Raw genomic sequence first — 14,552 nt, forward strand, 5'->3', positions numbered from 1 at the left:
CCCCCCGCCCCTAAATCAGCCCCCCATGCCTTCGTCTGACAGTTACCGCTCGACTGCCAGGACATCGCTCGACATGAATGCTGAACAGACGCTCAAACTCGCTCGCCGCTTCATCGAACTCAGCCCCGGCAAGCGCCGCCTGTTCCTCAAGGCGCTGCAGGGCGAGGGCATGGACTTCTCCGTGCTGCCGATCGCGCCAGGTGTCGAGGTCGACGAGCGTGACCAGCTGTCCTACGCGCAGCGGCGCATGTGGTTCCTTTGGCAGCTCGACCCCCAAGGCGCAGCCTACAACCTGCCCATGGCCGTGCGCCTGCATGGCCCGCTGAACCTGTTGGCCCTGCAGCACGCCTTCGATGCCCTGGTGGCCCGCCACGAAACCCTGCGCACCCGCTTCGTCGCCGACGGCGATGATGTGCGTCAGCAAGTCGATGCAGCCGCCGCCCCGCTGCAGTTGCGCCAGGACGGCTTGAGCGAGCTGGCCGAAGAGGCCCGCCATCACGCCCTCGAATCCATCGCCGAAGAAGAAGCCCTGGCCCCCTTCGACCTGGCCGCCGGCCCGCTGCTGCGCGTGCGCCTGCTGCAACTGGCAGAACAGGACCATGTACTGCTGCTGACCCTGCACCATATCGTCGCCGATGGCTGGTCGATGAACGTGCTGATCGACGAGTTCCTGCACCTCTACGATGCCGCCGTGGCCGGCACCGAAGCCACACTCGAACCCTTGCCGATCCAGTACCGCGACTACGCCCTGTGGCAGCGCAGTTGGCTTCAGGCTGGCGAGCAGGACCGCCAGTTGGCGTACTGGCAGGCGCGCCTGGGCGACGATCACTCGCCGCTGGAGCTGCCACTGGACCGCGCCCGCAGCGGCCGGCCGAACTACCGCGGCGCGCGTCACGAATTCCCGATTGCCGCCGATGTCGCTGAACGCCTGCGCGGCCTGGCGCGTCGGCACAACGTCACCCTGTTCATGGTCCTGCTGGCAGCCTTCAAGCTGCTGCTGCAGCGCTATGGCGGGCAGAGCGCCGTCCGCGTCGGGGTGCCCATTGCCAACCGCAACCGTGCCGAAAGCCAGGGCCTGATCGGCTGCTTCATCAATACCCAGGTGCTGCACACCGAAATCGACCCACTGCTGGATATCGCCGGCCTGCTGCAGCGCGTGCGCGAAACCGCCGTGGGCGCGCAAAGCCACCAGGACCTGCCGTTCGAACAACTGGTCGAGGCCCTGGAGCTGCCGCGCAGCACCGAGAGCCCGCTGTTCCGGGTGCTGTTCAACCACCAGGCTCAGGTGGCGGATGTCGAAGCCATCAAGACCCGCTCCGGGCTGAGCCTGGCACCGATCACCCTGGAAAAGCACAGCGCCCGTTTCGACCTGGCACTCGATACCCACGAGCGGGCCGGCCAGCTGCATGCTGCCTTCACCTATGCCCTCGATGTGTTCGATGCGGCCACTGTCGAAGCCCTTGGCGAACAATGGCTGGCGCTGGTGCAGGCGCTGGCCGACGAGGCCCCCGGTGCGGTGGGCGAGTTGCCGTTGCCAGGCCTGGCCGCCACCCGGAATGCGCATGGGCAGGCCGCCGAGCCGTTGTTGGTCCACCAGCGCTTTGCCGAGGCTGCCCAGCGCCACCCCGAGCGCACCGCCGTGATGGCAGCAGGCGAGGCGGCCAGCTTTGCCGGGCTTGATGCCCATGCCGAAGCCATCGCCGACAGGCTGGTCGAAGCTGGCGTGCAGCCGGACACTCTGGTCGGCGTGCTGGCCGACCGCAGCGTCGGCATGCTCGCCAGCATCCTCGGCGTGCTCAAGGCGGGCGGCGCTTACCTGCCACTGGAACCCGAGCAACCGGCCGAACGCCTGGCCTACATGCTCGCCGACAGTGGCACCCGCCTGGTGCTGGCGCCCGGCAATTGGCAGGCAACGCTGCCAGGTGGCGTCCATCGGCTGGCCTGGGAACACACCCAGGCCGCTCGTGAAAGCGCCCCACGGCGTGCCGTTGCAGCGGCCAACCTCGCCTACGTGATCTACACCTCCGGCACCACCGGCCAGCCCAAGGGCGTAGCAATCAGCCATGGCGCGTTGGGCAACTATGTCGAGGGCATCGCCGCGCGCCTGCCGATGAGCCAGATCCACAGCATGGCGCAGGTCTCGACCCCGGCTGCGGACCTCGGCCACACCATGCTGTTCGGCGCCCTGTGTGGCGGCCAGACCTTGCACCTGCTGCTGCGCGATCAGGTACTGGATGCCGAAGGCTTCGCGGCCTACCTGGCGCAGCACCAGGTGGATGCACTGAAAATCGTGCCCTCGCACCTGGAGGCCATGCTGGTCGCCGGCCGCTCGGCGCTGCCGGAGCAGTGCCTGGTGCTGGGCGGCGAAGCCATCAGCCCGGGCCTGCTCGGCAAGATCCGCGCGCTGGCCCCAGCACTCAAGGTGTTCAACCACTACGGCCCGACCGAGACCACGGTCGGCGTGCTGGTGGCCGAACTGGACAACCAGGCTTCGCTCGGCCAACCGCTGGCCAATGCACGCCTCAGCGTGCTCGACCGCTGCCTGCAGCCCTTGCCGGCCAAGGCCAAAGGCGAGCTGTACATCGGCGGGGCAGGCCTTGCCCGTGGCTACCTCGCCCGCCCGGCGTTGACCGCTGAGCGTTTTGTGCCCGACCCGAACGGTAATGGCGAGCGCTTGTACCGCAGTGGCGACTGGGTACGGCAGAGCGCTACCGGCGAGCTGCAGTTTGCCGGGCGCATGGACGGCCAGGTGAAAATCCGTGGCTACCGCGTGGAGCTGGCCGAAATCGAGAACCAGCTGCGTGGGCTGGAGGGCGTCGCCAATGCCCTGGTGCGAGTCCAGGGCCAGGCACCGGAGCTGCAACTAGCGGCCTGGCTGGTGCCCAGCCAGATGCCGGCAGACAGCCAGGCCTGGCAGGAGGCGATTCGCGCCACGCTCAAAGGGCTGCTGCCCGAGCACATGGTACCCACCCACCTGATGGTGCTGGAGCGCCTGCCGGTGACGGTCAACGGCAAGGTCGACATCAAGGCGCTGCCCGCGCCGGTCGCCACCCAGGTGGCCTACCAGGCGCCGGTAACCCCGTTGCAGGTGCAGCTGGCGCAGATCTGGGCCGAGGTGCTGCAGGTGCCGCAGGTGGGCCTGGGCGACAACTTCTTTGCCCTGGGTGGGCATTCGCTGCTGGCCACCCAGGCCGTGTCGCGGGTGCGCAAGCACCTGGGCCTGGACATCCCGCTGCGCACGCTGTTCGACACGCTCGACCTGCAGGCCTTTGCCCAGGCCGTGGCCGAGGGCGAGCAGGGCGCGGGCCTGGAGATCGAGATCCTCGACCGCCAGCAGCCGCTGCCGGTGTCCCGCTCGCAGAACCGCCAATGGCTGTTCTGGAAACTCAACCCGCAAAGCCTGGCCTACAACACACCGATGGCCGTGCGCATGCAAGGCGCCCTCGACCGCGCAGCCGTGCAGGCCGCGCTGGATGCGCTGGTGGCACGCCACGAATCACTGCGCACGGTGTTCGTCGAAGCCAACGGCTTGCCGTGGCAGCGCATTCTGCCCGCCGCTTCGGTACCGATTGGCTTCGAAGACCTCAGCGGCCAGGACGAGGCCGCGCAGATGCGCAAGCTCGAAGCCGAAGCCTTTGCCACGTTCGACCTGGAGCACGGCCCGCTGCTGCGTGCGCGCCTGTTCAAGGTGCATGCGCACGAGCACCTGCTGTCGCTGACCTTGCACCACATCGTCTCTGACGGTTGGTCGATGAGCCTGCTGGTACGCGAGTTCGCTGCCGCCTACAACGCGGCTGCCAGCGGCCAGGCAAGGGCCATCGAGCCGCTGCCGGTGCAGTACGCCGACTTCGCCGCCTGGCAGCGCAAATGGCTGGCCGAGGGGCAGATGCAGGCACAGATCGACTATTGGAAGGCGCGCCTGGAGGACGATTTCGAAGTGCTCGAACTGCCCGCCGACCGTATTCGCCCGCCGGCCAAGAGCTACCAGGGCAGCCGCTTCGACCTGCGCCTGCCGTTGGCCCTCACCGAGCGCCTGCGGGCCCTGGCGGTGGCGTCCAATGCCACGCTGTTCCATGTGTTTCTGGCGGCCTACGCCATCGTGCTGTCGCGCTACAGCCGCAAGGACACGATCAACATCGGTGTCCCAGTGACCAACCGCAATCGCCTGGAGCTCGAAGGGCTGATCGGCTTCTTCATCAACGTGGTGGTGGCGCGGGTCGGCGTCGATGGCAGCCTGCCGTTCCCGCAGTTGCTGGCGGCGATCAAGGAAACCACCCTGCAGGCGCAGGCCAACAAGGACGTGCCGTTCCTGGAGGTTGCCGAGGCCTTGTACCCAGAGCGCGACCAGGGCGTGAACCCGTTCTTCCAGGTGCTCTACAACCATTTGCGCGACCTGGGCGAGCAGGTGTCCAGCGATGCCCTGCAGGGCCTCAAGGTCCGCGAAGTGGACTTGCTGGAGCCGGGCGCGCAGTACGACATCTCGCTCAATACCCTGGAGCGCTCCGACGGTGTGACCGCCTCGTTCAACTACTCCACCGACCTGTTCGATGCGCCGCGCATCGAGCGCATGGCCGGGCACTGGCAAGCGCTGCTCGAAGCCATCTGCGCCGAGCCGCAGCGCTGCATCGCCGAGCTGGACTTCCTGGGCGACGCTGAGCGTCGCCAACTGACCCATGGCTGGAACCCCGCGCCAGCAGCCAGCAGCGGCCTGTGCGCGCACCAGTTGCTGGAGCGCCAGGCGCGTGCGCAGCCAGACGCCGTAGCACTGATCTTCGATGATCAGCAACTGAGCTATGCCGAGCTGGACCGCTGCAGCACCCAGTTGGCCCATCGCCTGCGTGCAATGGGCGTAGGCCCTGACTGCCTGGTGGGTGTGGCCGTCGAGCGTGGCCTGGGCATGGCGCTGGCGTTGATCGCCATCCACAAGGCCGGCGGTGCCTATGTGCCGCTGGACCCGGACTACCCGCAAGAGCGCCTGGCGTACATGGTCGAAGACAGCGGCATCGGCCTGCTGCTGGCCGATGCGCCGTCGTTGGCGCGTTTGCAATTGGACCCGCAGCTGCCTTGCCTGGTGCTCGAACCTGGCATCCAGTGGTTGCACGCCTGGCCGGCCGAGCCGCTGCCTAACCTGGCGGCGCCGCACAACCTGGCCTACGTCATCTACACCTCGGGCTCCACCGGCATGCCCAAGGGCGTGGCCATCGACCACCATGCGCTGTCGGTGTTCTGCCAGGTGGCCGCCGACTACTCACGCCTGAGCCCGAGTGATCGCGTGCTGCAGTTCGCCACCTTCAGCTTCGACGGCTTTATCGAGCAGTTCTTCCCGCCGCTGGCGCAAGGCGCTTGCGTGGTGCTGCGCGACCTGCGGCTGTGGGACACCGCCACCCTGCTGGACGAAATCAACCGCCACGGTGTGACCGTGGCCGACTTGCCCGCCGCCTACTGGCGCCTGCTGGCCCTGGAGCGTCGCGGGCCAGAGGCCTACGGCCGGCTCAAACAGATCCACGTTGGCGGTGAAGCGGTGCCGGAAGACGCCCTGCGCGCCTGGCTGGCCGATGGGCCGCCGGCGGTGCGTCTGCTGAACACCTACGGGCCGACCGAAGCGACCGTGGTGGCCACCACCTTCGACTGCTCGCAGATGACGCCCGCGCAGATCAGCCAGGGCGGTGTACCGATTGGCCGAGCGCTGCCGGGCCGTACCCTGCACGCGCTGGACGATGGCCTGGCGCCGACCCCAGTGGGCGTCTCTGGCGAGCTGTTCATTGGCGGGGCAGGGTGCCTGGCGCGGGGTTACCACCAGCGCCCGTCGCTGACGGCCGAGCGCTTCATCCCCGACCCGTTCGACAGCGTGGGCGGTGGCCGCCTGTATCGTACCGGCGACCTGGGCTACTACGACCCACATGGGCAACTGGCCTATCGCGGGCGGGCTGACCACCAGGTGAAGGTGCGCGGTTTCCGCATCGAACTGGGCGAGATCGAGCAGTACCTGCGCGCGCACCCGGACGTTCGCGAGGCCACGGTATTGGCCATCGACCTGCCCAGCAGCAAGCAGCTGTGCGCCTATGCGGTACCTGCTGAAGGCGCCAGCGGCGATCTGCGCCAGGCTCTCAAGCAGTACCTCAAGGCCAGCCTGCCGGACTACATGATCCCGTCCTACCTGGTGACCCTGCCGAGCATGCCGCTGACCCCCAGCGGCAAGCTCGACCGCAAGGCGCTGCCATTGCCCGACCCCAGCCAGCCACCGCACGACTACCAAGCGCCGCAGACCGAACTGCAACAGCAACTGGCGCAGATCTGGGCGCAGTTGCTCAACCTCGGTCAGGTCGGCCTGAACGACAACTTCTTCGAACTTGGCGGCCACTCCCTGCTGGCGGCGCAAGCGGTATCGCGCATCAACGTGGAACTGGGCCTGGACATACCGCTGCGGCTGATCTTCGCCCACCCCGAGCTGCGCGCGTTCGCCCAGGCACTGGATGAACAAGGCCTGTCGCTGAGCGACGACGGCCTGAGCGATATCGAAAAAATGATGAACGAATTCACCGAGGCCTGACATGCAACTCACCCCCGCACAACGCATTGCCCAACGCTTCGTCAGCCTGCCTGTGGAGCAGCGTCAGCAGATCCTGGCGAAAATGCAGGCCACCGGGCAGAGCTTCCGCCTGCTGCCCATCGTGCCTGCACGCCAGGGCCTGGCGCGCATTCCCTTGTCGTTTGCCCAGCAGCGCCTGCTGTTTCTCTGGCAGTTGGAACCCGACAGCCCGGCCTATAACGTGCCGATGGCCGTGCGCCTCAAGGGCGCTCTGGAGCTAACGGTGCTGCAGCAGGCGCTGGATGCGCTGGTCAGCCGCCATGAGTCGCTGCGTACGCGCTTCGTTTCGGATGAAGGCGAGTTCCACCAGGAGATTCTCGGCGCCTGCCCGCTGGTGCTGGACGTGGTCGAGTTCCAGGCGGGCGACGATGAAGCCGCCTTGAGCGAAGCCGTCGATGCCGCGCTCAAGCAACCGTTCGACCTGCTGACCGGGCCGCTGATGCGGGTCACCCTGCTGCGCCTGAGTGCCGAGCACCACGTGCTGGCCCTGAGCATGCACCACATCATCTCCGACGGCTGGTCGAGCGACTTGCTGGTGCAGGAGTTCATCCAGCTGTACACCGCGCTGGCTGAAGGCCGCGAGGCGCAATTGCCGGCCCTGCCGATCCAGTACGCCGACTATGCGATCTGGCAGCGCGCCTGGCTCGAGGCCGGTGAGGCCCAGCGCCAGCTGGCGTATTGGCAGGCGCAACTGGGTGACGAGCAGCCGCTGCTGAGCCTGCCGCTGGACTTCGAGCGGCCCGCCACGCCGAGCTACCGCGGCGCGGTGCTCAAACTGCAGATTGGCGCCGAGCAGGCCGAAGCGCTGCGCAGCCAGGCGCGCAAGGGCGGGCACACGCTGTTCGTGCTGATGCTGGCGGCCATGGCGGTGGTGCTGTCGCGCTACAGCGGGCAGTCGGACATCCGCATCGGCGCGCCGAATGCGGGGCGTAACCGCAAGGAGCTGGAAGGCCTGATCGGCTTCTTCATCAACACCCAGGTGTTGCGCGTGCAGGTAGACGAACGCGCGACCTTCGCCGAGCTGTTGGAACAGGTCAAGGACGTGATCGGCGGCGCCCAGTCGCACCAGGAACTGCCGTTCGAGCACCTGGTGGATGCCTTGCTGCCAGAGCGCAACCTGGCCCACAACCCGCTGTTCCAGTTCAAGATCAACCAGCACGTGGCGGCGGGCGACGCGTCGCGCAAGCGCCTGGGTGCGCTGGAGGTGGAAGGTTTTGCCCGTGAAGGTGGCGATGCGCGCTTCGACCTGGCGTTCGACTTCTCGGATAAACCCGATGGCATCGAGGGGTACTTCACCTACGCCACCGACTTGTTCGAGCCCGCGACCATCCAACGCCTGGCCGACTCGCTGCGGCGGGTGCTGGACGTGCTCAGCCATGCCCAGCAGCAGCCGATCGTCGACCACCTGGAGGTGGCGGCGCAGCAGCCGGCCGCAGCCAACGCCTACCCGCACCGCGACTTCCTCGCCCTGTGGCACCAGGCGATGGCGCAAGGGCAGGCCCAGGGCGGCGTGCGCGCTGGTGAGCGCTTCATGACCCAGGGCGGGCTGGACGCTGCGTCCAACCGCGTAGCCGACTACCTGCGCCAGCGTGGCGTCGGTGCCGGCAGTATCGTTGCCCTGTGCCTGCCGCGCTCCATCGATTGGGTCACGGCCTTGCTGGCGGTGCTCAAGACCGGCGCCGCCTACCTGCCGCTGGATACCCAGCAGCCGCAGGAGCGCCTGCAGCAGTTGGTCGTCGACAGCGGCGCCGCCGTGCTGTTGCATGAGCCTGGCGATACCCGCTTCGCTGGCCTCGACGGCTTGCAGGCGGTTGCCTGCGAGCCCTCGACGTGGGCGGCCTGCAGCGACAGCCCGGTGGCGGTCGCGGTCAGCCCTGAGCAGCCGGCTTATCTGATCTACACCTCGGGTTCGACCGGCCAGCCCAAGGGCGTGGTGGTCAGCCACGGAGCACTGGCCAGCTATATCCAGGCTGTGCTCGAACGCCTGCAACTGCCGACCGGGGCGAGCATGGCCATGGTGTCCACCACCGCCGCCGACCTTGGCCACACCGTACTGTTCGGTGCCCTGGCCTCGGGCCGCTTGCTGCATTTGCTACCGCAGGAGCTGGCCTTCGACCCGGATGGTTTCGCCAGCTACATGGCGCAGCATCAGGTGGGCGTGGTGAAACTGGTGCCAAGCCACCTGCAGGGCCTGCTGCAGGCTGCCCGCGCCGCCGATGTGCTGCCTGCTGCAGCACTGATTCTGGGCGGTGAAGCGTGCCCTTGGAGCCTGCTGGAAAAAATCCGCGCATTGCGCCCCGAATGCCGCGTCATCAACCACTACGGCCCGACCGAGACCACGGTCGGCGTGCTCACCTTCGAACCCGACCAGCGCCTGGCCAACTGCCGCACGGTGCCGGTCGGTCGCCCGCTGGGCAATGCCTGCGCCGAAGTGCTCGATGGTTACCTCAACCCGCTGGCGCCGCAGGTGGTCGGCGAGCTCTACCTGGGTGGCCAGGGCGTTGCCCAGGGTTACCTGGGCCAGCCCGCGCTGACGGCCGAACGCTTCGTGCCGGCGGCCGATGGCGCCCGCCTGTACCGCACCGGCGACCGGGCGCGGTTGAGCGCTGAAGGCCTGGTGGAATTTATCGGGCGTGCCGATGACCAGGTGAAAATCCGTGGCTATCGCGTCGAACCGGGTGAAATCGGTCGCGTGCTCGCCGGGCTGCCCGATGTCAGCGACGCCGTGGTCCTGGCATTGCCGCTGGAAGGCGATGCCGAGCGCCTGCAACTGGTGGCCTACGTGGTGGCCGAAGCAGGCGTGACCGTGCCGCAGTTGCAGGCGCAATTGCAGGCCCGCTTGCCCGACTACATGGTGCCTGCGCAGGTGCTGTTGCTAGAGCGTCTGCCGCTGACCGCCAACGGCAAGCTCGACAAGCGCGCCTTGCCGGCGCCGGGCGCGGTAAGCCGTGGTTACGTGGCGCCTGAAGGCGACATCGAGGAGAAGCTGGCCGCGGTATGGGCCGACGTGCTCAAGCTGGAACGCGTGGGCAGCAGCGACAACTTCTTCGAGCTGGGCGGCGATTCGATCCTCAGCCTGCAGATCATCGCCCGGGCCAAGCGCCAGGGCATCAAGATCACCCCCAAGCAGCTGTTCGAACAGCAGACCGTCGGCCAACTGGCCCAGGTCGCCAAGCGCATCGAAGCCAAGCAGCCGGCAGCCGCAGCCCCGGTGGACAGCGCTGTCAGCGGTGAAGTGGTGCTGCTGCCCGCGCAGGCGCGCTTCTTCGAGATGGACATCGCCCAGCCAGGGCACTGGAACCAGTCGGTGCTGTTGAAACCTGCCCAGCGCGTGCAGGTGGAACACCTGGAGTCGGCCCTGCGTGCGGTGCTGGAGCAGCACGATGCCTTGCGCTTGCGCTTCAGCCGCCAGAACGGCCAGTGGCAGGCCCGCTTCCAGGCCCTGGACAGTGCGCCGCTGGTGCGCCAGCGCAGCCTCGCAGCGCTGGGCGAACTGGACGCCGCTGGCACCGAGGTGCAGGCCAGCTTGAACCTTGAGCAAGGCCCGCTGCTGCGTGCCGAACTGTTCGACCTCGCCGATGGCCAGCAGCGCTTGCTGTTGGTCATTCACCACCTGGTGGTGGACGGCGTGTCCTGGCGGGTGCTGCTCGAGGACCTGCAAGAGGCTTATCAGCAACGCCTGAAAGGTCAGCCGGTAAGCCTGCCAGCCAAGACCTGCTCGGTGAAAACCTGGGCCGAGCGGCTGGTTGCGCATGCCAGCAGCTCGGCGCTGCAGGCACAGGGCGACTACTGGCTGCAGGTGCTGCAAGGCAGCCCGGCAGAACTGCCGCGTGACAACCCACAGGGCAGCCTGGGCAACCAGCACGCCCGCACTGCTGCGTCGCGCCTGGATGCCGCGCGTACCGCGCAGTTGCTGAAGCAGGCCCCCGCTGCCTATCGCACGCAGATCAACGACCTGCTGCTGACCGCGCTGGCGCGCACGCTGTGCCAGTGGAGCGCGCAGGATGAGGTGCTGGTGCAACTGGAAGGCCATGGCCGCGAAGACCTGTTCGACGACCTTGACCTCAGCCGCACGGTCGGCTGGTTCACCAGCCTGTTCCCGGTACGTCTGGCCCCTGGCCAGGCCGTTGGCGAGTCGATCAAGGCGATCAAGGAGCAACTGCGCGCCGTGCCGGACAAAGGCATCGGCTATGGCCTGCTGCGCTACCTGGGCGATGCCCAGACCCGCGAGCGGCTCAGCGGCGCCGCGCAGGCACGCGTCACCTTCAATTACCTGGGCCAGTTCGACGGCAGTTTCACCGCCGCCGACGCGGCATCGTTCAGCCCTAGCGGCGAAAGCGCCGGCCGCACCCAATGCGCCGGTGCGCAGTTGGGCAACTGGCTGAGCATCACCGGCCAGGTGTACGGCGGCGAGCTGTTCCTGGAGTGGACCTACAGCGAAGACGTCTACCGCCCGGAAACCATCCAGCACCTGGCTCAGGCCTACGAGCAAGCGTTGGCTGAGCTGGTCGAGCATTGCTGCCAGCCTCAGCACCAGGGCGTGACGCCGTCGGACTTCCCGCTGGCGGCACTCACCCAGGCCCAGCTGGACAGCTTGCCGCTGGCCCCGGGGCAGATCGCCGATGTCTACCCGCTGTCGCCGATGCAGCAGGGCATGCTGTTCCACACCCTGTACGACCAGCAGGCCGGCAACTACATCAACCAGTTGCGAGTCGATGTCGAAGGGCTGGATGTGCAGCGCTTCAAGCAGGCCTGGCAGGCCGCGCTCGATGCCCATGACATCCTGCGCAGCGGGTTCGTGCTGCAGGGCGAGCTGGAGCAGGCGGTGCAAGTGGTGCGCAAGTCGGTAGCGTTGCCGTGCAGCGAGCATGACTGGCGTGGCCAGCCGGCGCTGGAAGCCGCCTTGCAGGCCTTGGCCGAGGGCGAGCGCCAGCGCCGGTTCGAACTGGCCGAGGCGCCGCTGCTGCGGCTGGCCTTGGTGCGCACGGGCGAGGCGCGCCACCACCTGATCTACACCAACCACCATATCCTGATGGATGGCTGGAGCACCTCGCGTTTGCTGGGCGAAGTGCTGCAACGTTACGCGGGGCTGGCGCCACAGGCCCAAGCCACGCATTACCGCGACTATATCGCCTGGCTGCAAGGCCAGGACACAGCGGTTGCCGAAAGCTTCTGGAAGGCCCAGCTGGCCGGGCTCGACGAGCCGACCCGGCTGGCCCAGGCCATTGCCGGTAGCGCGGGGGTTGCAGGCACCGGCTACGGTGATCATCGCCTGGCCTTCGATGCGGAGCAGACGGCGCGCATCGAAGCCTTTGCCCGCGCCAACCGGGTCACCGTCAATACCCTGGTGCAATCGGCCTGGCTGCTGCTGTTGCAGCGCTGCACTGGCCAGGCCAGCGTGTGCTTCGGCGCCACGGTAGCGGGTCGCCCGGCAGACCTGGCTGGGGTCGAAGAGCAGATCGGCCTGTTCATCAACACCCTGCCGGTGATCGGCGCACCCCGTGCCGAACAGACCGTGGCCGAATGGATTGGCCAGGTGCAGGCCAGCAACCTGGCCGTGCGCGAGTTCGAGCACACCCCGCTGTATGACGTGCAGCGCTGGGCAGGGCAGGGCGGTGATGCGCTGTTCGACAGCATCCTGGTGTTCGAGAACTACCCGGTGTCCGAGGCCTTGCAGCAAGGCGCGCCTGGCGGGTTGCGCTTTGGCGACGTGGCCGTGCAGGAGCAGACCAACTACCCGCTGACCCTGGTGGTGGAACTGGGCGCGACCCTGTCGATGCACTACAGCCACGACCGTGCGCTGTGGAGCGACGAGGCCATTGGCCGACTGGCGGGTTGCTTCGCCAACGTGCTGCAGGCGCTGGTTGCCAATGCGCAGGCAGTGGTCGGCGAGCTGCCGATGCTGGGCCTGCAAGAACAGCAACTGATGGTCGAGCGCTGGAACGACACCCAAGCGGCGTACCCGGATCAGCGCAGCATCCATTCGCTGATCGAAGCCCAGGCGTTCGCCACCCCACACGCCCCGGCACTGGTGTTTGGCGAGCAGACCCTGAGCTATGCCGAGCTCAATGGCCAAGCCAACCAGCTGGCGCACAAGCTGCGTGAACTGGGCGTTGGCCCGGACGTGCTGGTGGGCATCGCCATGCAGCGCAGCCTGGAGATGGTCATCGGCCTGCTGGGCATCGTCAAAGCTGGCGGCGCCTACGTGCCGCTGGACCCGGAGTACCCGCAAGACCGCCTGAGCTACATGTTCGCCGACAGTGGCATCGCCTTGCTGCTGACCCAGTCGCACCTGCGCGATGCCTTGCCGATCCCGGCCGGCCTGCGCAGCCTGGACCTGGACACCGAGCAGCTCGGTGCTTACAGCGACGCCAACCCGAACATCGACGTGGCGCCGCTGAACCTCGCCTACGTGATCTACACCTCCGGCTCCACCGGCCGCCCGAAAGGCGCCGGCAACAGCCATCAGGCGCTGGTCAACCGCCTGTGGTGGATGCAGAAGGCCTACGGCCTGGATGCCAGCGACAACGTGCTGCAGAAGACCCCGTTCAGCTTCGACGTGTCGGTGTGGGAGTTCTTCTGGCCGCTGATGACCGGCGCCCGTCTGGTCATGGCCCAGCCAGGTGCCCACCGCGACCCGCAACTGCTGGTCGACACCATCAACCAGTACGCCATCAGCACCTTGCACTTCGTGCCGTCGATGCTGCAGGCGTTCATGATCCATGAAGCAGTCGAGAGCTGCGTCAGCCTCAAGCGCGTGGTGTGCAGCGGTGAAGCGTTGCCTGCCGAGCTGGCCCGCCAGACCCTGCAGCGCCTGCCAGCGGCCGGCCTGTACAACCTGTACGGCCCGACCGAAGCCGCCATCGACGTCACCCACTGGACCTGCCAGCCGGACGAAAGCATCAGCGTGCCGATCGGCCAGCCGATCGACAACCTCAAGGCCCACATCCTCGAAGGCAGCCTGCAACCTGCGGTACGCGGCAGTGCCGGCGAGCTGTACCTGGGTGGCGTGGGCCTGGCCCGTGGTTACCACCAGCGCCCAGCGCTGACTGCCGAACGCTTCGTGCCAGACCCGTTCAGCGACAACGGCGGGCGTCTGTACCGCACCGGTGACCTGGCACGTTACGACGCCGACGGCGTGATCGACTACGCCGGGCGTATCGACCACCAGGTGAAGATCCGCGGTTTGCGTATCGAACTGGGTGAAATCGAAGCGCGCCTGCTGGAGCTGCCGAGTGTGCAGGAGGCAGTGGTACTGGCCCAGGACGGTCCGAGCGGCAAGCAGTTGGTGGGTTATGTGGTACCGGCCGACAGCACGCAAGACGAGGGCGCACTGCGCGAAAGCCTGCGGGAGGCGCTGAAGGTCGGCCTGCCGGATTACATGGTGCCTGCGCATCTGCTGCTGCTCGGCAAACTGCCAGTGACACCGAACGGCAAGCTGGACCGCAAGGCTTTGCCGCAACCGGATGCCAGTTTGCTGCAAGGCGAGTACGTGGCGCCGCAGAGCGAGCTGGAACAGCAGATCGCGACGATCTGGGCGGATGTGCTGAAGCTGGAGAGGGTCGGGTTGACCGACAATTTCTTCGCGCTGGGCGGTCACTCCCTGCTGGCCACCTCGGTGATCGTTCGCATACAGGAGCAAGCCGGTGTTTTGGCCGAACTGAAAGAACTCTTCGAGTTCCCTGTACTGGCCGACTTCAGTCGTCAGCTCGAAGGTAAGGCGCCAGTCGTCGACACCACCCAGGACCAATTGGCCAAGTCGCTAGCATTACTCGAAAGCTTGAGCACGGAGGAGCTCGATGAGCTGATTTCCTAGTCTTTGCGGTCGGCAGACTAAACGCGTCTCTTGCCCATGGCGCAAACGGTGTAGGAGCGGCCTTGCGTCGCGAAAGGGCTGCGTAGCGGGCCCAGCAATTTATGCGGCGAAGCTGAGACCCAGGGGCCGCTACGCAGCCCTTTCGCG

2 protein-coding genes are annotated in these 14,552 nt (G+C 67.2%); both read left to right on the top strand.

From position 1 onward, the window contains the following. Positions 1 to 73: 73 nt before the first annotated feature. Complete coding sequence (locus HU770_RS13770; protein WP_186663904.1) at positions 74 to 6,550, top strand: non-ribosomal peptide synthetase; 6,477 nt, start codon at positions 74 to 76, stop codon at positions 6,548 to 6,550. 1 nt (position 6,551) lies between these two features. Beyond that, a complete protein-coding gene (locus HU770_RS13775; RefSeq protein ID WP_186663906.1) occupies positions 6,552 to 14,405 on the top strand; it encodes a non-ribosomal peptide synthetase in 7,854 nt (2,617 codons plus the stop codon). Positions 14,406 to 14,552: the final 147 nt, after the last annotated feature.

It is taken from the genome of Pseudomonas sp. SWRI68 (assembly GCF_014269165.1).
In the GTDB taxonomy this organism is placed as follows: Bacteria; Pseudomonadota; Gammaproteobacteria; order Pseudomonadales; family Pseudomonadaceae; genus Aquipseudomonas; species Aquipseudomonas capeferrum.

Excerpts from the sequence above, each read along its gene's own strand:
- HU770_RS13770 (WP_186663904.1), top strand. The coding sequence starts at position 74 with ATGAATGCTGAACAGACGCTCAAACTCGCTCGCCGCTTCATCGAACTC.
- HU770_RS13775 (WP_186663906.1), top strand. The coding sequence starts at position 6,552 with ATGCAACTCACCCCCGCACAACGCATTGCCCAACGCTTCGTCAGCCTG.